The sequence below is a fragment of the Streptomyces sp. NPDC042102 genome (assembly GCF_055582305.1).
Map to the genome: position 1 here is coordinate 1,283,700 of NZ_JBVJDL010000001.1, position 20,444 is coordinate 1,304,143.

Sequence of the window (20,444 nt, forward strand, 5' to 3'; positions counted from 1 at the left end):
CATGGCTCAGACGATCGCCCCAGTCGTATCCGCAGCACCCCGGCCGGATCCGGCGGTGGCGGAGCTCCTGCAGTCGGTGGTGGACACCGCGCGCGCCATCTTCGGCGCGCAGGCCAGCTCCATCATGCTCCTGGACGCCGCGGCGGACGAGCTCATCTTCGAGGCCGTCTCCGGGCAGGGACAGGAATTCCTGGTCGGCCGGCGGTTCCCGGCGGGCCGGGGGATCGCCGGGTGGGTCGCCGCCTCGGGGGAGCCGATGGTGGTCGACGACCTGCACGACAACACCTCCTTCGACCGGGACATCGCCGAGTCCACCGGCTACGTCCCGAACGCGCTGATGGCCGCCCCTCTCATCCGCGGGGACCGGGTCCTCGGCGTCCTGGAGGTGCTCGACCCGTCCCCGCAGGCCCGGTCCGGCCTGCCCGAGCTCGACCTGCTGGGCCTCTTCGCCCGTCAAGCCGCCGTCGCCCTGCACGTCCTGACCACCTACGGGCCCCGGCCGGCCCCGGACACCCCGGACGACCCCGCGCGCACCGAACTCCTGCGCCTGCTCTCGGAAGCCCGCCGCCTCGTCGGGGAGTGACCGGCCCGCTCGCCGCACCGTCAGACCCCCGTGATGGACTGGGGCTCGATCCAGGAGAACGAGCAGGGGGAGAGGCACTTCGATGGGAGCCCGTCCGTACGACGCACCGATGGAAGGCGTCCACCAGGCGGCGGTGGCGGCGATCGACCTCCTGCGCCGCCTGGCGACGGACGCGGGAGGGGGCGCCCCCGCGCTGCCCGCCGACCCCGATGCCGTGCGCTTCCTGGGGCGTACGCATCCCAGCCGGTACCCCCGGGCCGTCGGCCGCCCCGAGTGGCTGACCGAGGCATGGCACCGCTGCGAGCTGCCGACGGACAGCGGTAACCCCCACCCGGCGCGGCCCGCCGACGGGGCGGCGGCGCTGGAGCGACTGCGGCAGGACGTGACGGCCGGCGCGGCCTCCCCCGACCGCTTCCCGGCCGGCGCGGACGCCCTGGTGGCGGCCTACGAGGCCGGGGCCGTCAGCGCCGCGGACATCGTCGGGGCCTACCCGGCCCGCTGGACGATGCCGTACCGCATCCGTTTCGACCTCGAGCGGGCGCGCCGTGCCTTCGAACGGGAACTGTGGACGCACCTGAAGGCCTCGCTCGGATCGGACCCGGCCGCCTGGCTCAAACTGCTCACCACCGTCGACGACCGTTGCCGGCCCGGCACCGCGGGACCCGAGCCGTTGCTCAGCTGGCCCGCGCTGGTGCGGCGGTCCCGGGACACGGTCCCGGCCGACCCGGCCGGCCTGCTGCCCGACCGCCCCCTGGCGGGCCGGAAGACCGAGGACCAGCTGTTCGACGCCCGGTGGTGGTGGCCGGCGGGCGAGGTCCTGCGCCGGTGCGACGCCGACGTCCTGGACGCCCTGATGCCCGTACTGCCGGCCGGCACCGGCACCCTGCTGGCCCAGTACGTCGTCGCCCTGCGCCACGGCACCCCCAGAGCGGTCCTGGAACACCTCCGGCGCCGCGGGGACCGGGAAGCCCTGCTGGTGATCGCCCGCAGCCCCGACCTGGCCCGGGGCACCGCGCTGCGGCTCCTGGAACACGGCGATCCGGACCTCCACCTCGCCGTCCTGGACCTGCACTTCTACGTCGCCGCCGAGGAGCGCCGCGCAGCCCTCACCGACCCGACGGTCGCGCTCGCACCGTACGTCGACCGCATCCCGTGGAACGCGCTCCCCGACTGCCTCCACGCCCTCGAACCGGAGCTCGTCGAAGCGGCGTTCGCCGGCAGCCACCGGCAGAAGTTCAAGATGCCCGAGCAGCTGACGGGCTGCCTCACCCTGCTGCGGCACGCGGGCCCGGCCCGGCTGTCCGCCCTGCTCGCCACCGGCGTCGTCAGCCCCGCGGTCACCCGCATCTGCCAGAAGGCGCTGGCCGCTCCCGACCCGCTCGCGGCCCTGCGGGCCCGGGTGGACCAGGAGCTGACCACGGCCAAGCTCGTCTCGCGCCTGCGCGGCCTCGGCCCGCGGGCCGGCGCGGACGCGGCCGACCGGCTGATGGAACTCTTCCCGGACGCCGACTGGAACCAGCTGGAGGCCGAGCACGCGCGCGAACCCTTCCGGTACTGGCCCCAGATGGTCAACCGCCCCCGCACCCCGGCCGATGTCGCGGCCCGCCACATCGACGCGATACGCCGCGACCACCGCAGCCACCGCTCCTACGCCGAGCACTGGATCGCCGACAAGAGCGTGCTGCGGGCGGGACTGGACTACACCGGCACGTTCGACAAGACGACCGGATACCTCGAAGACCTGCTCACGAAGGGCCTCATCACCCCTGACGACCTGCTGCGCCGGGTGGGCGGGGGCCCGCGCGTGCTGCGCCACCTCGGCGACGCCCGCTGCCGGCCGGACGCCCCCGCCCAGATCGCGGAAGCGGTGGAGCGCCTTGCGGCCCTGGTCCACGAGCACCTGCCGGTGTCGGACGAAGCGGCCTGGCAGCGGCTCTACCGACGGCTGGCGGGACGCTGCCCGGACCACCCCGAACGCGGCACGATCGAGGAGCTCCTGACCGCGCCGTAGGAGTCGGCACCTGCCCCCGAGCGGGTGGTGGGCGGGCGCCACGGACCGCCGGCCGTCCGTATCCCCGGATACGGACGGCCGGCGGCCGTGCGGAGCGCGCCGGTCAGGCGGTCGCGGGTGCCGTCCGGGTCTCACGGGCGGGTTCCGCGAGGCGGCCGGTGCGGTGCAGGCCGTAGAGGGCGCCGGCGCAGACGACTCCCAGCATCAGGAGGCAGATCCACGGGATGGCGGACATCCCGGCCGCCCGGGCGGCGTCGAGCGCGGCGCCCGTGAGCAGATTGCCCACGGTGATGCCGATGCCGCAGACGGTGTTGTAGAGCCCGTAGTGGGTGGCGACGAGCCGGTCGCCGGAGAGCCGGACGATGGTGTCCATCTCGAAGGGGTACGCGATCATCGTGCCGAGTGCCAGCAGCAGCGCGGCCAGCACCGGTGGTGCCGCGGCGCGGAACCACAACCCGGGTCCCGCGTCCGGGACGGGGACCGCTGCGGCGGCCAGGAGGGGGACGAAGGCGCCGCCCATGGTCAGCAGCCCCCAGGCCAGGGCCTCGCCGGGCGCCATCCTGGCCTTGCACCAGGCCGTCACCCGGGTCTGGAACAGGATGGTGCCCAGTCCCGCGGCGGCGAAGAGCCCGGCCACCACCGCGGCGGAGAAGGGGCCGTCACCACCCAGGCGCCGCACCTCGAGCGGCAGGGCGAGGTAGACCTGGAAGGACAGCACGTACGAGCCGGTCATGGCGGCGGAGAACAGCAGGAACCGCCGGTTCGCCAGGATGCCCCGCCACTGCGCGAGCACCCCTTCCCGGCCCGCCGGTTCCTTCTCCGGCGGCCGCTCCGCCCGGCGGGTGGGCAGGCTGCGGATCTGGACGATGCTCAGCACGGCGAAGATGCCCGCCGCGACGAGGCAGGTGATCCGGAAGTCCACGCCGGTGAGCACCATGCCCACCAGCGGGCCGAGCAGGATACCGGCCTGGTAGAACACGTTGAACAGGGCGAAGGCCTCCACGCGCCGGTCACCGGAGTCCACGGCGAGGTAGGCGCGCACGGCCGGGTTGAACAAGGCGCCGGCGAGCCCGGTGGCCGCCGAGGCGGCCAGGAGGGCCGGGAGCGAGTCCACGAACCCGAGGGCGGCGAAGCCGGCGGTGCGCAGGAGGCAGCCGGCGACGATCAGCGGTTTGTAGCCGAGCCGGTCGGCGAGCGTGCCGCCGACCAGGAACATGCCCTGCTGGCTGAAGTTGCGTACGCCGAGGACGAGTCCGACGATCCAGCCGGCCAGCCCCAGGGTTCCGGACAGGTGGGCCGCCAGGTACGGCATCAGCATGTAGAAGCCGAGGTTGATGGTGAACTGGTTCACCATCAGCAACTGCACGCTCCGCTCGTAGGAACGGACCTGTGCGAGGGTGCTCTTCACCGCTGCTCGTCCCCCGCCCCGCCGGCGGCCGACGGCTCGGCCGTGTCCTGGAGCGTCAGCGGGTCGAGGACACTCGTGCACCGGGTCCAGCAGGTGACCTCCTTCTCGTCGACGCGCCCGACGACCTCCGGTTCGGGCGCGGGCGGGCCGTCCAGCAGCCCGTGCGCGGCGCAGTAGTCGTCGTCGTAGACCGTGCCGAGGTAGCGCTGCGGGCCGTCGGGGAAGACGGCGGCGATGCGCGTGTCCGCGGGAAGGGTCCGGGCCAGCCACCCGGCGACCAGGGCGACCGCACCGACGCTCCATCCCCCGGTGGCGTAGTGGGACGAGGCGAGCTGCCGGCACGTCCAGACGGCCTCGGCGGGGGACACCCAGTGCACCTCCGCGAAGTTCTCGTACGCCACGTTGCGCGGGTAGATGCTGGAGCCGAGACCGCGCATCAGGCGGGGCCTGGCCGGCTGCCCGAAGATCGTGGAGCCGATGGTGTCCACCCCGACGAGCCGCAGGTCCGGGTAGAGCTGCCGCAGGACCCGCGAGATGCCCGCGGAGTGGCCGCCGGTGCCGACGCTGCACACCAGGACGTCGATGTGCCCCAGTCCGGCGGCCAGTTCGAGCGCCAGCGGCGTGTAGGCGGTGGTGTTGTCCGGGTTGTTGTACTGGTCCGGGCACCATGAGTCCGGGTGCCGGGACAGCAGGTGCCCGACCCGCTCGCGGCGGGCCTCCTGCCAGCCGCCGGTGGGGTGCGGCTCGGACACCAGGTTGACCTGGGCGCCGTACGCGGTCAGCAGCCGTGTCATCGACCGCTCCAGGCCGGGGTCGGTGACCAGGGTGACGGGATGGCCGTAGACCATGCCGGCCAGCGCGAGGCCGAGCCCCAGGGTGCCGCTGGTGGATTCGATGATCCGGGCGCCGGGCCTCAGGTCCCCGCGGGCGCGGGCGCGTTCGACCATGTGGAGGCCGGGCCGGTCCTTGATGCCGCCGGGGTTGAAGCCTTCGAGCTTGGCCCAGAAGCCCCGGCCGTCGGGGGCGAAGGGCTCGGTCACGCGCAGCACAGGGGTGTTGCCGACCAGCCCCGACAGGGCGGACCGGGCGACGGACGGGCTTTCGGTGGGAAGGGAGGACATCGTCTGCTCTCGTTCGTGGATGGGCGGGGGATCGCGCAAGCGAACGAGGTCTAGATCCGCCACCGGCAGAGGTCCGTGAGAGTGGTGCGGCCGGTCCGCGGGCCGGGCGGCCCGCAGGGATACGCCGCCACCGGCCCGGGCCGCCGGGCCGGTACGACGGTGAGCACGCCGTCGGCCGTGGGGCCTTGCGTCGTACGGGGCGCGGCCGTGTCGGCGCGCGGGACCGCAGTGGCCGGAACGCAGGACGCGCCCGTGAGCGGCCCTTCGTGGCCATGGCCGACGACGGATCCGGACGCGAGATGAACGGTCGGCGGCGCCGACGGCCCGTGGGGGTGAACGCCGGCCGGCGAATGCTCCAGACAGCCGAATACGACAACAGCGAAGAGTGCGAAGAGACAGCCGGCGATCAGTTTTCGGGCGGGAATCCCGACGCGTACGGAAATTCCGTGTGCGCGGTCCGACACTTTTCCTCCACGAGGCGTTCTCTATTCCTCATGCGACGCAGGGAATGAAGGCAGCAGCCGGTGAATTCCGGCCGTGCTGAATGCCCTCGGCGATCGGGTCCGCCGTCGATGACGACCGGCCGGACCGCCGGGTAGGGGGAAAGGCCGGCGCTCTAGATCCGGAGCGTGACGGAGGCCGTGGCCGGTTCGGTGACCTGGCTGCCGCCCGGTGCCGCGGTGCCGGCGACCAGGGGGTGCACGGGACCGGTGGACGCGCGCTCCGCGTGGGTGCCCCAGCAGGAGTACGGGGGCACCGTGGCGGTGGCCGCACGCTCGGGTGCGCACTGCACCCCGTGGTGGGCCGTGCTGTCCGAGGCGACCGGGCCCGAGGAAGGGCCCGAGGAAGGAGTCGCGGAAGGGGTCGCGGAAAAGCCGGCGGCCGCGACGACCGTGCCGGTGGTGTGAGCGGTGGCATGGTGCCGGGAGGTGGTGCTGTGCAGGGAAATGAGACCCACCAGCAGGAGCACGGACCACAGCGCGCACAGCGGACCCGAGAATGTGCGGGTCCGCAGCACACCGATAGGTGACCGCGCTGTGATCATGCCGTAATCCTAGCGTGTGTCATGCGGCGCATTGCAACTCATTCTTTGGTGTTCGGCCGAAAATGAATCGGGAAAACGGCGCATCGTGAAGTCGGCCGGGCTGCCGGGCGGGAAAAGGGGCGTGGTGGGGACCGGGGCGGCGTACGAATGTCCGCCCCGGTCCCGTGATCAGCGGGTCAGCCGGTCAAACGACCGGTCAGCCGGTCGGCCGACCGGTCAGTTCTTGCCGAGGAGCTTGTTCATCAGCTCGATCTCGGCGGACTGGGAGGTGATGATCGCCTCCGCCATGGTCCGGGCCCCGGGGAAGGCGCCCTGCGCCTGCTCCGTCCTGGCCATGGCCACCGCCCCCTCGTGGTGCTTGATCATCAGCTCCATGAAGGCGGTGTCGAACGCCTTGCCCGAGGCGCCCTTCAGCTGGTCCATCTCCTGCGCGGTCATCATTCCGCCCGTGCCGTGCGCGGCGTGGTCCACGGCACCCTCGGCGGGCACCTGCTCGCCCCAGGACGTGAGCCAGCCCGAGAGGGTCCGGATCTCCGGGTCCTGGGCCTTCCTGATGGCCTCGGCCAGCGTCTTGACCTCGGTGGACCCGGCGCGCGACGGCGCGAGGTCGGCCATCTCGACGGCCTGGCGGTGGTGGGGGATCATGCCCTTCGCGAAGGCCGTGTCGGCGGCGTTGTGCTGAGCCGGCGAGGCGGGCGCGGAAGCCGGAGCGGACGGCGAGCCGCTGGTCCCGCCGTTGTGGCCGCCGTGGCCCGCGGAGTCGCCGTCGCCGCTGCCGCAGGCGGCGAGGACGAGCAGGGCCGCCCCGGAGGCGAGGGTGGCGGCGGTACGGCGGAAAAGGGAACGCTTGGTGGTCATGCGGATGCAACTCCTTGCTGCGCATGCCGCGTACGCGGGCATGCGTGCGGTACGGATGAGAGACGGTCCGTGGACGCGGCCCACCCCGGCGCCGACGCGGGCGGTGGGCAGACCGCGGCGGTCGCTCTAGATCCGCAGGAGTTGCAGTTCGGCCAGATCGGGCGGGGCCCGGCCGCTCACGCCCCCCTCGGGCACGGCCGCGAGCCATGCGAAGAGGCCGCTGGGTACCACGGCGCCGGCGACCAGGGGCGGCGGCGCGTAGGCGGAGGAGACGCCGGTCGCGGCGCACGTGGCGTCCGCGTGGTCGACGTGGCGCGAACCGCCGGCCGTGTGCGAGCAGTCCTCACCGGGCCCGGCCGTGGCCGGTGCGTGTGCCGTGGTCGACGCGTGGGCACCGGACGAGGTCGTGGCCGCGGTCGCGGTCGAGGGGTGCCCCATCGCCGCGTGCGGGGCGGCCGCCGGTCCGGGCGTCAAGGCGTGCATGCCGAGGATCCCGGCGAGCAGGACCAGGACGAGCAGCACGAAGCCGCGCCCGGCGGGGCGGCGTCTCGTGGGCTGCGCGGCAATGGCCATGGGGGCATCGTACGGGGCCGTCCGAGAGGCCGGCGGCCGGGGCCGGAGCGAAGGCCCTGCCCGGCCCGATCACACCTCGCCCCGGCCCCCGCCGGCGGTCTCCGCGTCACGGTCCGGCTCCCCCCGGTTCACCCGGCGAACCGGGCGAAGTGAGGAAAGCACCCGCGAACCGCCACGCGCGGGCATACGCTGCGTGCACAACCGCAGACTCGGCCGGGGCGGAGCTGTAGGGCGGCGGAGGTGTCATGGGTGGGGACTCGTATGCGTCAACAGCGGTCCGCGGGCGTTCGGGGCCGCAGGCCCCACCGGCGTGCTGCGACGGGACGGAGGTGCCCGACCCGTACGGTGACCGGGCCCTCCTGACCCCCGCCATGACCAGGGGTTACGAGGCCGTGCCCGACCGGGACCGCGACGGGCTGCGGCGCTACCTCGAGGCCGTCGTCGCGGTGCGGCCGGCGCCGGTGCACACCGCCGTCGCCTTCAACTCCGTGTACTTCGGCTACGACCTCGGCGGCGACGGGTACGGCGGCAGCCCGCTACGCCTCGAGGACTTCCCCGTGATCACTTCCGGCGGGACGGCACCCGTACTCCCGGTGGGTGCCATGGTGTGCGTCGTCACCGGCTCGGACCCGCTCTACGCCGAGATCGTCTACAAGGAGGGCGCACACCCTGAGCTGGGCGACCTCGGTGACGTACCGGCCTGGGTGTCCGGGGCACCCGCGGGCGCCGAGGGCCCCGGCAGCCCCGGGAACGCTCACGCACCGCGACGCACCGAGCTCCTGGTCCCCGATCTCCACGCCTTCGGCCCGGCCCTGAGCCTCTCTCCGGCCCAGCTCCAGCGCCTGAGGTTACGCCGGCGGTGGATCAACGGGGACGGGCACGTCCTCGTGGCCGCCTGCCACCCGTCCCGGGAGGCCGCCCGGCGCGACGACCCGACGGCCTACGCCGACCATCTCCTGACGACGGCACGCGACCAGCTGCTCAGTCCCTTCGTGCCGGTCTCCCTCGCCGCGCTGGTGGGCGGCACGAACGACGACCGGCTGCGGGCCGGCCTGCTCGGCCTCCTCGACACCGTGCGCGGCGTCCTCGCGTCCAGCCATGTCCTGCGCACCTGGGGCCACTACGCCATGACCCGGGCCTCCCTCGCGGGGGCCTGGCGGGACCCCGGCCCGCTGGGCGGCGACGACCTCCGCTCCCTCGCGGCAGCGGTGGAACACGCCGCCACGCCGGCACGGCGGCGCCACGGTTCCACCTCGCCCGTCAGCGTGTACACGGCGATCGGGCCACGGCTGCGCGCGTTCCCCGGAGCGCGGGAACTGCTCAGGGGAGTGGGGTACGCCGGAGCGGTGTGCCGGGCGAACGTGGCGCTCGCCGACGTCGTCCGACGGGACAGCGACCGGGGCCGGTTCGACAACGGGTCGCGGATCACGCTCGACGACGCGTTCGAGGGCGGCGGCATATGGAGGTCCCACCACCCCGCCGACACGGACGCTCCCGGAGACCCCCTGGACCCGGCCGGACGCGGCTGGGCGTCCACGGTCCGTGTGCCGCCGGAGCCGGACGCGGAACCCGACGCGGACACGGAGGTGGAACCGCTCGACCTGCCGCTCGCCGACGACGCCGCCCTGGGCCCCAGCGAACTGCTGCGGACCGACGCGGACGAGATCGTCTGGCGGCTGCCCCTGCGGCTGGCCCACCTCACCGACGGCTGGCTCCCCCTGCACCCGGACGTCGCCCGGGAACTCCACCGGTCGTACGGCCCACACCCCGCGTCCCGCCTCGAACTGGCCCATCGTGCCCAAGGCCCCGCGCAGGACCCGGCGGTCCAGGACGTCACCGCCGAACTCGACGCAGGCACCGGCCGGCTGACCGGCGTCACCTGGCCCGGCGACTTCTTCCCCGGCCTGGTGCTGGAGCTGCGCTGGCCACGCGCGGGCACGCTCATCCGCGCCGCCACGGCACCGCTCGAGGACCCGGTGGAGGTCGGGGGCCGAGTGATCGGCCACTGCTTCGACCCGCGCGTGCTCACCAGGGAGGACGCACCGGGCAGTGATCGCCACGGAGACACGGCCGCGGGTCTGGGACCCCGGCACCTGGTGATGCGGACCGTGCGCCGCTGCGGGCTGCTCACCCTGGACGGTCATGCCCTGCTGGACCGGTCGGTCCTGCCGCACGCGGCCTACGGACGCCGGCCGGCCCGGTCACAGGCCGCCGCCCTGGAAACGGCGGTCGCCGAACTCCTCGCGGAACGCCTCCTGGAGCCGGCCGTGGGAAGCCGCGACGCCTGGGGCCAACCGCACTACCCCGCGCGCGACGGTGAACCGGAGATCCCCCTCATCGGCTACCGCCCCGCCCGGTACCGGGTGAGGCGCCCCTGGGGCGATGCGGAACCGAGCGGCGAGGAACTGCGAGCCGTCCAGTTCGTCGCCGGCCATCTGCGCCGCCTGAGGCCGGGATGCTCGCCCAGCGCGGTCCAGCGAGCGGCGTTCCGGGAGTACTGCCGGGGGCTGGGCAAGGCCGACGGCTGGGAACTGCCCTACGGGTACACGTTCGTCACGGCCCACACACGTGGCTGCCACTGATCCGTACCCGCCTGCCGGACGGGCGGGCGTGCGCCAGGGCTGCTGAGCCCGCACGCCTCCCCGCCCCGGTGCCGTCCCGCCCCCGTCCCTCCCTCCCTTCCTCCCTTCCTCCTCCTCTGCTTCTTCTCGTTCCTTCGTTCCACCGACCAGCAACGAATACGGAGTACGCGTACATGCAAGACCGCTATCGCGCCGTGACGGGGCCACCGTCGTCCCCGGCCGGCACGTCGGCCGATGCCCTCGAAGGGCTCGCCGACGCCCTCAACGCCTTGCAGCCCCCGGTCCTCGCCGCCCTGAACGACCTCACGGTCGGCATGGTGGAACTGGCCTTCAACTCCCTGCCGCACAGGGAACGCCAGGAGTTGCTCAGCAGCCTGGGGATCCGCATGGCAGCCCCGCGCCGGGCGGGCAGTGCCCTGTGCAGGGACGTCCTGGCCCGATTGCGGCGCGATGCCCGGCAGCACACCTGCACCTGCAGGGTCAGGGAGCTCACGTTCACCGTGATGAAGCAGGTGGACGCCTTCGTCTTCCGCCGGGACGACGAGCCGGTGCCCGACCCCGTGGCCCGGTGGGGTGCCACGCTGGTCCACGCCACGGTGTTCGCGTGGTGCAATGCCTCCGTCGCCGACGCCCACATCCTGGCCTGGGCGGCGGACCAGGACTGGTTCGCCGACCGGGCCGACGCGCAGGACCAGGCAGGGTACGGCGCTGTCGGTGACGCGGCCCGGTCCCTCGTGGCGGCCCACCCCGACTTCACGCCCGGTACGGCGGAGGGGACACCGGCCGAGGCGGAACGGCCCACGACCGACGGCGGGCCCGGGCGCGAGCCCGCCCCGTCCTCCGGCCCACCGCTCGAAGCGGCATCCGCGGCGGCTCGCCCCGCGGAGGAGCCGGATCCGGACGCGGCGTGCCGGCAGCTGGAGACGGCCATCGGCCACGCCCGGCGGGCCGTGGACAGGGTGACGGACGCGATCACCGACGGGCGGCCCCCGCAGGACGCCGACCTGGCCCCGCTCACCGCCCTGGGCGCCGACTTCGCCCATGCCGCCGAGGTGTTCCGCGCATCGGGTATCGAGGGGGTTCCCGAGCGCCTGGAGGACATGGCCCGCGCCGCCCGCAGCCACCGGACGGCACGGGAACGTGACCTCCGGGCCCGGGAGACCGTACGGGAGCTGCTGAACGTCGCGTGCCGGCCGGACAGCGCCGCCGCGGCCGCCGCCGAGGCCGTACGAGGAGCCGCGCGCCGGTTGCTGGAGACTCCGCTGTGGGAGGCGGGGCACTGGGACGAGAGCGCCGCGCTCGCGGCCCTGGCGCGGATCATCCGGCTGGCCCGGCAGGCGGACGCCGCGACCGAGATCCTCACCCTGCAGGAGCAGGTCGTGCGGGTGCTGCCCGGCTGCGCGGTGGCAGTGATCATGGCCTCCGAACTGACGCTGACGCGGCCGGAGGACGACCACGGCGAACCCGTGGCCGCCCAGCCCGCCGGCACCGACCGCGAACCGCCGGTCACCACCGGGTCCGCCGGTGGTACGAGGGCCGGCGAGCCCGCGCATGCGTCCGGGACGGGCGCGGCCCCCGGCCACCCCGCCGCCGAACCGGTGGCCGCCGCTCCCGGTCCCCGCTCCGCCGGGACCGACGACGTCCCGGCTCCGACCCCCGCCGCCCCCGCCGCCCCCGCCCCGGACATGCCGTCGGCGGCCCCCCTCGCGCACGCGACCGAGGACAGCCGGGACGGGACCGCGGACGAGGCCGCGCACGACGCCGAGGACCAGAACGAGGACCAGAACGAGGACCGGGATCAGGACCAGGACCAGGACACGGCCGAACGGGCCCTGGTCCAGCTGGTCGTGGAGCGGCGCTTCGGGCTCGCCCAACATGTGGCCCGTGCCGCGTCCTTCCCCGCTCCGCAGGTGGCGGCGCTCCGGCTGGCCGGTGCCGCCGCTCTGCTCACCTCGGGTGACAGCCAGGGAGCCCGGCTGACCGCGGACCTGATCCAGCGGTACGGCGGCTACGAGGGCCGTGACGCCGAGGGCAGCGAACTGGTCCTGCTGCCCGCCCTGCTGCGTACGGCGCTGATCACCGGCGACCACATGGCAGGCGCTCAGCTCAAGGCCCTGGTACCCCGCCTGCCCGACCGGCTCGGAGAGGTGACGACCGCGGTCGCGGACCGCGCGCTCACCGGCACCCTGATGATCGCCTCTCCGCTCGTCGTCATCGCCGACGCGTCCGAGGCCGAGGCCCGGCTGCGGGAGCTGCGCGAGCAGTGCCGGGCCCTGCTCGCACCGCAGAGGCTGCGCTTCGCGCGGGCGACGGAGATCGCCAAGCGGTGGCTGGCACAGGACGAGGGGTTGCTCGGAACCCTGCTCATGACCGTGGTCCGGGACGACCGCGACGCGATGCAGCAGGTGCGGGAGCAGGCCGACCGGCTGTCGAAGCTGGCCGAGGTCAACAACGAGATCGACCGCATGGACCGCAAGTACCGGTCGCCCAGCGGCAAACCGCTCCAGGGCTCGGGACGTCAGGACCTGGTGCATCTCATCGAGCGCGCCGCCGGTCTCGCCAAGGAGTGGTGTCTCGTGGTCGACGGCATACGCCGCAGGGACCGCTCCGACGGCAACCGGGCGGTCAAGGAGATCTCCGCCCTGCGCCAGTCGTTGCTGGACGGCAAGGAAGCGGTACTCGCCGAGCTGGCCGAGCTGGCGCGGCGCTCGGGCGCTGTCGCCGCCGCGACGGCCTGGGCCGCCCGTGCCTCGATGGAGGAACTCTTCGCCCTGCTGGCCGGTGACACCGGAACCACGCGTCCCGGCGGCGTGCTCGCGCCCGAGGCCGTGCTCGACGCGGAGCTGCTGAAGGTGTGCGACACCCGTGACGAGCGGCCGTCGCTGGAGCGGCTCCTCGTGGCGGTCGACCGCAGCTGGCAGGAAGCGCTCGCCGAGCGGCTCGACCGGGACGCGTTCACCGCGGCCCGTACCATCGCCCGGCTGGCGGCGAGCGGAACGCTGCCCGCGGCGGAGGCGGGAGGGCCCGCCCTGCCCTCGCTCAGGGAGGTCGAGGAGAGGGAGAGCGCCAGGCGTACCGCGCTGCGCACGGAGCACGACGAGCTCGTCGCCGAGCTGCACCGCGCGCAGGCCGACGGCGCCGTGGCCGACGACCAGGACCTGCGTCTGCAGGAGCTGCTGGCCGACGCCCGTGACCAGCTCGACGGCTCCGACACGCACGATCTGATGGACGTACGGCGGGCCCTGGAGACCGTACGCAGTGACCTGCCGGCCTTCCGGCAGCAGGCGGCCGACCGGATCCGGGCCCGGCTGGACGCGCTGGAGCCCACCGCCGACCAGCGCGCCCAGGTCCTGCGGCACCTGGAGACGGGCGGTCTGCCCACCGCGGCCGACCTCGTCTACTTCCTGGAGATCGACGAGCCCGTTCCGGAGATCGAGGGGGGTGAGTCACACCTGACCGAGTTCTTCCCGGCCGTACCCGACGGACTGCCCAAGGGCATCGACCGCGACCTGGTCGACCTCGTCCGGGGCGGCGGCAAGCACCCGGGCGTACCCGTCCTCGACTACGGCACGCTCTCCACCGACGAGGCGGCCCTGGCCTCCGACGCCCTCGACGCCTGGCGGGAGCTGGGCGCGACGGAGGCGAGGGAGCGGCTCGAGGTGTCCGCCCGGCGTCAGCTGCTCCCGGCCCTCAAGCTCCTCGGCTACGACGCCAAGAGCGCCAGGCCACTGGACCAGCAGTCGCACCACCGGCGCGAGTACCGCCTGTTCGAGGTGACCGACGTGGACATCAACGGCAGGGCGAAGGCACCCGCGTTCGGTTCCCAGATCAGGGAGCAGGGCGGCGGCAGTCTGCGCGTCCTGATGGTCTGGGGCCGCCCGCCCGCGAAGGTCGTCATGAGCCTGGCGGCCCGCGACACCAGCGGTGCGAGCCTCCTGGTCGCCTACTTCGGCACCCTGGGCCGCGAAGCCCGGGTGGAACTCGCCGTCGGCTCGGCCGCGTTGCAGCCGCTGCTGGTCGTGGACGACGCGGCCCTCGCCTACCTCGCCGCCCAGGGCAACCGCCAGGTCAGCACGGCCACGCAGACCCTGCTGCCGTTCTCCGGAGTCAACCCGTACATCCGGGAGAAGCGCGGCCGGATCGGCAGCGAGATGTTCTACGGCCGGGACGCGGAACGCGTCAGCATTCTCGACCCGCGCGGTACCCAGGTCATCTTCGGTGGCCGCGGCCTGGGCAAGTCCGCCCTCCTCAGCGACGCGGGCGAGAGGTTCGAGGGGCAGCGCCCCGGCTACCACCAGATGGTGTACGTCAACCTCGACCAGGAGAACATCGGCAAGGGAAGCTCGCTGGGGCCTGAGGCGCTGTGGAGCGTGCTCGAACGGGAACTGAGGGCGGCCCAGGTGCTGGGCGGTACCCCGGCCCGCAGGTCGAAGCAGCAGGTCGCCGAGCGGGTGCGGGCCGGCATCCGGGCCTGGCTCGACGGGGACTCGCGCCGGCGCGTGCTGATCCTGCTCGACGAGTGCGACCAGTTCTTCGAGGCGGACGCCCCCCGGTTCGACCAGACCAAGAAGCTCAAGGGCCTCGGTTCCGACACCAAGGACCGGGCCAAGGTCGTCTTCGCCGGACTGCACTCCGTGCAGCGGTTCTCCAAGCTCGCGAGCAACGGACCGTTCGGTCACCTCGCCCAGACGCCCAAGGTGATCGGCCCGCTCGCTCCGCAGTCCGCCGCCGAACTGCTGGTCGAGCCGATGCGGGCGCTCGGCTTCGAGTTCCAGGACGTGGACCTCGTCAACAGGGTGCTCGGCTACTGCTCCTACCAGCCCTTCCTGCTCCAGATGTTCGGCCACCGGCTGGTCGAGCTGATGCACCGCAAGCGTGCCCGTCGCGGGGCCGAGGGGCCGCCGTACGCGGTGGAGGCCGCCGACATCGAAGGTGTGGAGTCCGACACCGGACTCCGGGACGGCATCTCGGCGGCCTTCAAGGACACCCTGAGCCTCGATCACCGCTACGACGTCATCGCCAACGTGCTGGCCCACCACGCCCGCCACCACGGCCTGGAGGTGCGGCTCAGCGACGCCGAACTGCGCGAGGAGTGCGAGACGTTCTGGCGCAAGGGTTTCGAGCGGCTCGACACGGAGGGTTTCCGCGCCTATCTGTCGGAGATGGTGGGACTCGGCATCCTCGCGCCCAACCACGACGGGCAGGGCTGGCACCTGCGGGGCCCCAACGCACTGCGCATGATCGGCACCTCGCACGAGGTGGAGGCCCGCCTGCTGCGGGCCGACGAGGACTGCCGGCTGCAGGAGAGCATCGTGCAGGAGGGGCGTCCGGAGCTGCCCGACAACCGGCCGGCACCGCTGACCATCACCCAGCTGGACGACCTGCTGGGCGAGCGGTCCAACCAGACGAGGGTGGTCCTGGGCACCGCGGCCACCGGTGTCACCGACGTCGGTGACACCCTGCGCACGGTCGCCGGACGCATCGCCGACTGGAAGCTCCCGCCCGTGGGCAGGTCCAGCGTCTACAAGCAGGAACTCACGGGCGGGGTCCCGCGTGAACGGCGCGTCGTCATCAGCGACTTCGCCCGCTACCCGGCGCGCGCCGAAACCTGCCGGGAGGCCGTCGACCTGGCGGAGTCCCTGCTGCCCGCCACCCCGGGCGTGACCCGCGCGGTCGTCCTCGTCACCGACACCACCCAGCTGGACCTGTGGCGCAGCCTGCTGACGGGCACCGAGCGTACGTCGGCCGCCCCCGTGGTGCTGCGCCGGCACGATCGCCGCAGCCTGCGCGGCTGGGCGCAGCGTGTCGAGATGTTCCACACCGAGGACCGCCTGGACCGGCTCCATGAGATGACCAGCGGCTGGCCCTCCCTGGTCGGGCGGGCGCACCAGCTGCACCGTGAGCTCGGCGACCCGGAGGAGGTGCTGCGGCGCCTGGCCGGGTTGCGCGTGGACCGGGCGCAGGCGTGTGCCTTCGTCGAGGCGACCGGTGTGTACGCGGACCCGCTGCTCGCGACCGGATACCGGTGTCTGGACGAGGAGTTCAAGGACGGCTGGTTCGACCTGGAGAGTGCGGTGACCGCCGTGGCATGCCAGATCGAGGACGAGGACGAGGCCCGCTGGATCGTCGCCTGTCTCGACGCCCTCCAGGTCTTCGACCGTGAGGAAGCCCAGCTGCGGCTGGAGCCGCTCCTGCGCGACTGCGTGGCACTGCGGACGTGACGACGGCCGACGGTGCGTGACCGTGCCGTCAGGTCACGTCCGGTCCCCGGACGCCGGAGCAGCTTGCCCTCCGCGCGTCCGGGGGCGGGTGTCAGTGGCCCGTGCCAGGCTGAGGACGTACCTGGCCCGCGAAAGGACACTGCCGTGATCACCACCGATTTCGTCCCCGGTTCTCCCTGCTGGCTCGACCTGGGCGCGCCGGACGTCCCGGCCGCCGCCGCCTTCTACGGTGCCGTGCTCGGGTGGGACTACGAGTCCATGGGGGAGGGCGAGGACATGGAGGGCGGGATGTTCCGGAAGGACGGCAAGAGCGTCGCCGGACTCGGCAAGCTCACCGAGGAGGGCGCCCGCTCCGCCTGGATGATCTACTACCGCGTCGCCGACGCGGACGCCACGACGCAGGCCGTCCGCGACGCGGGCGGCACCGTGCGGGTGCCGCCGCGCGACCTCGGCGAGTGGGGCCGGATGGCCCAGTACAGCGATCCGCTGGGCGGACAGTTCGCCGTCTGGCAGCCGGGTACGGACACGGGCGTGGAGCTGGTGGACGAGCCGGGCTCGCTCTGCTGGACCGAGCTGTACACGACCGACGCCGCGGCCGCCCGGGAGTTCTACGGCGGCCTGTTCGGCTGGCAGTTCAACGACATGGAGATGCCGGGCGGCGGCGGGGGCACCTACACCCTCATCACCCCGGCCGGTCTCCCCGAGGACCGCATGCACGGCGGCCTCATGGAGCTGTCCGCGCAGGACCTCGCCGCGGCGCAGGGACGGCCGTACTGGCACCCCGTCTTCGCCGTCGCCGACTGCGACGCCGCGGTCGCCCAGGTCACCGCGAACGGCGGGACCGTGCAGATGGGCCCCGTGGACGCGGAGGGCGTCGGCCGGATGGCGGTCTGCCTGGACCCGTCGAACGCGGACTTCGTCCTCCTGACCCCGTCGCAGGACTGAAGGGGTCCGCCCCCGGACCGGCCGTGGCCCCGCCGGCCGGTCATCCGCCCCCGTACGGCGGCAGCTGGGGGCGCCGGTCCGCCCACGGGCGGGCCGTCTCCAGCTGCGCCGACACCCGCAGCAGGGTCACCTCGTCGTCGCGGCGGCCCACCAGCTGCACGGCCAGCGGCAGCCCGTCCGTGCCGTGGCCCGCGGGGACCGAGGCCGCCGGGTGGCCGGTGACGTTCCACAGGGCGGTGTAGGCGACCATCGGGCGCGACCGCGCCAGCGCCGTCAGCAGCCCGGCTCCGTCCAGCGCGCCGACCGGGCGCGGGCGGGCCGCCACGACCGGGGTCAGCAGCAGGTCCATGGTGGTGAACATCCGGTCGGCGCGCGCCGCCAGCCGCTCGCCCGCCCGGATGCCGCGCTCCACGGCTGAGTCGGGCACCAGCCGGGCGAGCGCGAGGGTGCTCCGGGTGCGCCGCTCCAGCAGGTCCGGGCGTTCGACGGCGTCCGCCTCCGCCCGTACGCCACCGCAGAACTGGGCGGCGAAGGCGAGCGTCGCGTCCGGGTAGCGGGGGTCGACCTCCCGTACGTCATGGCCCAGAGCGCGCAGCGCCCGTACGGTCTCCAGGAGGGCCCCGACGTGTTCCGGATGCGGACGGATCCCGGGCACGGCGGGTGTGGCGCTGTAGCCGATGCGCAGCCGGCCCGGCGGGGTCTCCAGCGCCTCCAGCCAGCCGGTGGCGGCCGCGGGCCGGGCGCTCCAGCGGTCGGTGGCGGTGGTCCCGGCGAGGACGTCGTAGAGCAGCGCGGAGTCCCGCACGGTGCGGGTCAGCGGCCCCAGGGTGCCCAGGGCGTGCCAGAGGTGGGACTGCGGGGCCGTGGAGACCCGCCCGCGCTGGGGCTTGAGGCCGAACAGCCCGCAGCAGGCGGCCGGGATGCGGATGGACCCGCCGCCGTCGCCGCCGAGCGCCGCCCCGACGAGCCCGGCCGCGACCGCGGCGGCGCTGCCGCCGCTGGACCCGCCGGGGGTCCGGGTGGTGTCCCACGGGTTGCGGGTGTGCCCGTGGGCGGCGGACTCGGTGAAGGGCCACTGGCCGAACTCGGGCATCGCCGTCTTGCCGATGACGACGGCCCCGGCGGCGCGCAGGCGGCGTACCGCCTCGGAATCGGCGGTGACGGGATTGCGGTTGGCGGAGCCGCCGAACGTGGTGACCTGACCGGCCACGTCCAGTTCGTCCTTGACGGCGACGGGCACGCCGTGGAGGGGGCCGCGCGGCGCTTGCGCGTCACGGACATCGGCCTCGGCGAGGGCCTGCTCGGCGAGGACGACGCGGAAGGCCCCGAGGGCCGGGTCGATCCGGGCGGTCCGGCGCAGCGCGGCCTCGACGAGGGCGCGGGAGGTGTACGTACCGCCGCGCACCAGCTCGGCCTGCCGGGCGACCCCTTGGAACATCAACTCCTCGTCGTCCCGGTCCTGTTCCCCGCGCCGTGCGTCGTCCTTGCTCATGGACCCCACCCCTTCACGCCTACCTGCCGGTAACTGGGGGCAAGGCTATCCGGGTGACGGCGCGCCGTGTCGGGGCGGCCGGGGTGGGGCCGGTTCGCGATGCTGGGACGGCGCGGCGGCACGGTGGCCGCCGCCCCTCCCGCCCGGCGAGAAGGAGTACGGCCCATGCCGACGGACGCGGTCGGACGATTCCTCGCGGCGCTGGACCCGCACCACCGGGAGGCCGTCGAGAACGGGCCTCCCGAGGAGCGGGAACGGCTCGCCGCCGCCTGGGAACGCGAGCTGGAGTCGGACGACGAGCTCGACACGCTCGACGAACTGTCCCCGCCGGCCGCGGAGGCCGAGGCGGCCCGCCGCGTCATGGACCGCGAGGCCTGACACCCCGCGGCGGACGCGTGCGCCGCCGTCCGCCCGGGGAGGCCGGGTTCCGGGCCTCAGGGCATCCGTTCCACGTTCCACATCGGCAGGCCCCGGAAGAAGTCCACGGCCTCCGCGCGCCAGAACGGCTCCCAGGACGCGGCCTCGGCGGCGGCCGCCTCCGCGTGCCGGCGGACCTCCGCCCTGAGGGCCCGGTCCACGCCCGCGGCGCGGGCGATCTCCCGGATCCGGCCGAGGGTCGCGTCCGTGCAGCCGGGGTCGCCGAGCGCGGCTTCGACGGCAGCCGCGTCGGCCCCGGTCGTCGCGGCCAGGAGCGCGCGGACGGCGTACGTGCGGCGGCCGGCGCGGAGGTCGGCCCCCGTCGACTTGCCCTCGGCCGCCGGGTCGTCGCCGTACGGGCCGAAGAGGTCCAGGTAGTCGTCGCGCATCTGCTCGCCGATGCCCACCAGCCTGGCGTACCGGTGGAGGCGGGCGCGGTGCGGCCGCGGGTCCTCGCCCGCGGCCAGCAGGCCCATCGTCAGCGGCGCGAGGACGGAGTACCGCGCGCTCTTGAAGTCGGTGACGGTGTGCAGGAATTCCTCGTCGGGCAGCGCGTGGGAGTCCCGCTCCAGGTCGGCGATCTGCCCGGCCACGGTCTCCGCGGCGGTGCGGGTGTGGACGCCGAGCAGGGCCTGGCGCAGTTCGGCGGGGGCCTCGGCCTCCAGCAGGACCTGGGTGGACAGGAACGCGGCGAGGTCCCCGGCGAGCACCGCGAGCCCGAGGGCCGTGGGGCCGCTGCCGGGGAACTCGGCGCGGTAGGCGTAGTACGTCGAGGGGCCGCCGCGGCGCAGGGGCGCGTCGTCGATGATGTCGTCGTGGACGAGCCCGTGGGTCTGGAGCAGTTCGATGCTCAAGGCGGCCTCCGAGAGCCCCGCCACCTCGTCCGTGGTGACCAGCCGGGCCGCCTCGTACAGCAGCACCACCCGCAGCCGCTTGCCGCCGCGCATCGAGAACTCGCGCAGGAGCTCCACGCACCGCGGAACGTACCGGCTCGGCACCGGGACGTCGAAACGTCCGGCGAGGGTGTCGAAGTACTGCCCGAACCGGAGGTCGAAGCGGGCCCGGTGCCCGGCGACGCGTTCGAGGGTGGCGGGGGTGACGTGGGGGTGCATGAAGATCAGTATCGGCGACCCTTCCGCGCCGCTCCGACCGCACCTCCGCTCCGACCGCACCTCCGCTCGGACGCAC

The 20,444-nt window shown here is 74.1% G+C and carries 13 protein-coding genes; 6 read left to right on the forward strand and 7 right to left on the reverse strand.

The features are described 5' to 3' along the window. Position 1: 1 nt before the first annotated feature. Both ACZ6KO_RS05260 and ACZ6KO_RS05265 read left to right on the forward strand, forming a co-directional pair. Positions 2–583: a GAF domain-containing protein gene (locus ACZ6KO_RS05260; RefSeq protein ID WP_469300180.1), complete on the forward strand. Its 582-nt coding sequence runs from the start codon at positions 2–4 to the stop codon at positions 581–583. 109 nt (positions 584–692) lie between these two features. Next, the gene (locus ACZ6KO_RS05265) at positions 693–2,594 is read left to right on the forward strand and encodes a hypothetical protein (protein ID WP_469300183.1); all 1,902 of its coding nucleotides are present in this window, start codon (positions 693–695) and stop codon (positions 2,592–2,594) included. Between the two features lie 103 nt (positions 2,595–2,697). Here the strand turns inward: ACZ6KO_RS05265 and ACZ6KO_RS05270 are convergent, their stop codons facing one another. The 5 genes from ACZ6KO_RS05270 to ACZ6KO_RS05290 form a co-directional block, all read right to left on the reverse strand. After that, complete coding sequence (locus ACZ6KO_RS05270; RefSeq protein WP_469300186.1) at positions 2,698–4,002, reverse strand: MFS transporter; 1,305 nt, start codon at positions 4,000–4,002, stop codon at positions 2,698–2,700. After that, positions 3,999–5,123 carry a PLP-dependent cysteine synthase family protein gene (locus tag ACZ6KO_RS05275; protein ID WP_469300188.1) on the reverse strand — a complete coding sequence of 375 codons (1,125 nt, stop codon included), beginning with the start codon at positions 5,121–5,123 and terminating at the stop codon, positions 3,999–4,001. The genes ACZ6KO_RS05270 and ACZ6KO_RS05275 overlap by 4 nt, the downstream gene beginning before the upstream one ends. Before the next feature lie 616 nt (positions 5,124–5,739). Then, positions 5,740–6,168 carry a hypothetical protein gene (locus tag ACZ6KO_RS05280; RefSeq protein ID WP_469300190.1) on the reverse strand — a complete coding sequence of 143 codons (429 nt, stop codon included), beginning with the start codon at positions 6,166–6,168 and terminating at the stop codon, positions 5,740–5,742. A gap of 216 nt (positions 6,169–6,384) precedes the next feature. Then, a complete protein-coding gene (locus ACZ6KO_RS05285; RefSeq protein WP_469300192.1) occupies positions 6,385–7,026 on the reverse strand; it encodes a DUF305 domain-containing protein in 642 nt (213 codons plus the stop codon). A 126-nt stretch (positions 7,027–7,152) separates the two neighbouring features. Beyond that, on the reverse strand, positions 7,153–7,599 hold the full coding sequence (locus tag ACZ6KO_RS05290) for a DUF6153 family protein (protein WP_469300194.1): 447 nt from the start codon (positions 7,597–7,599) through the stop codon (positions 7,153–7,155). A gap of 329 nt (positions 7,600–7,928) precedes the next feature. Here ACZ6KO_RS05290 and ACZ6KO_RS05295 point away from each other — a divergent pair, with 329 nt between their 5' ends. The 3 genes from ACZ6KO_RS05295 (at position 7,929) to ACZ6KO_RS05305 (ending at position 17,347) form a co-directional block, all read left to right on the forward strand. After that, the gene (locus ACZ6KO_RS05295; RefSeq protein WP_469300198.1) at positions 7,929–10,181 is read left to right on the forward strand and encodes a hypothetical protein; all 2,253 of its coding nucleotides are present in this window, start codon (positions 7,929–7,931) and stop codon (positions 10,179–10,181) included. A 173-nt stretch (positions 10,182–10,354) separates the two neighbouring features. Further along, on the forward strand, positions 10,355–16,402 hold the full coding sequence (locus ACZ6KO_RS05300; protein WP_469300202.1) for a coiled-coil domain-containing protein: 6,048 nt from the start codon (positions 10,355–10,357) through the stop codon (positions 16,400–16,402). 144 nt (positions 16,403–16,546) lie between these two features. Continuing rightward, entirely contained in the window at positions 16,547–17,347 is an 801-nt protein-coding gene (locus ACZ6KO_RS05305) for a VOC family protein (RefSeq protein WP_469300206.1), read from the forward strand. A 40-nt stretch (positions 17,348–17,387) separates the two neighbouring features. Here the strand turns inward: ACZ6KO_RS05305 and ACZ6KO_RS05310 are convergent, their stop codons facing one another. Then, a complete protein-coding gene (locus ACZ6KO_RS05310; protein ID WP_469300208.1) occupies positions 17,388–18,839 on the reverse strand; it encodes an amidase in 1,452 nt (483 codons plus the stop codon). A gap of 165 nt (positions 18,840–19,004) precedes the next feature. On the opposite strand from ACZ6KO_RS05310, the gene ACZ6KO_RS05315 reads away from it, so the two are divergent. Continuing rightward, a complete protein-coding gene (locus ACZ6KO_RS05315; RefSeq protein WP_401443335.1) occupies positions 19,005–19,217 on the forward strand; it encodes a hypothetical protein in 213 nt (70 codons plus the stop codon). A 56-nt stretch (positions 19,218–19,273) separates the two neighbouring features. Here the strand turns inward: ACZ6KO_RS05315 and ACZ6KO_RS05320 are convergent, their stop codons facing one another. Then, a complete protein-coding gene (locus tag ACZ6KO_RS05320; RefSeq protein ID WP_469300212.1) occupies positions 19,274–20,368 on the reverse strand; it encodes a polyprenyl synthetase family protein in 1,095 nt (364 codons plus the stop codon). Positions 20,369–20,444: the final 76 nt, after the last annotated feature.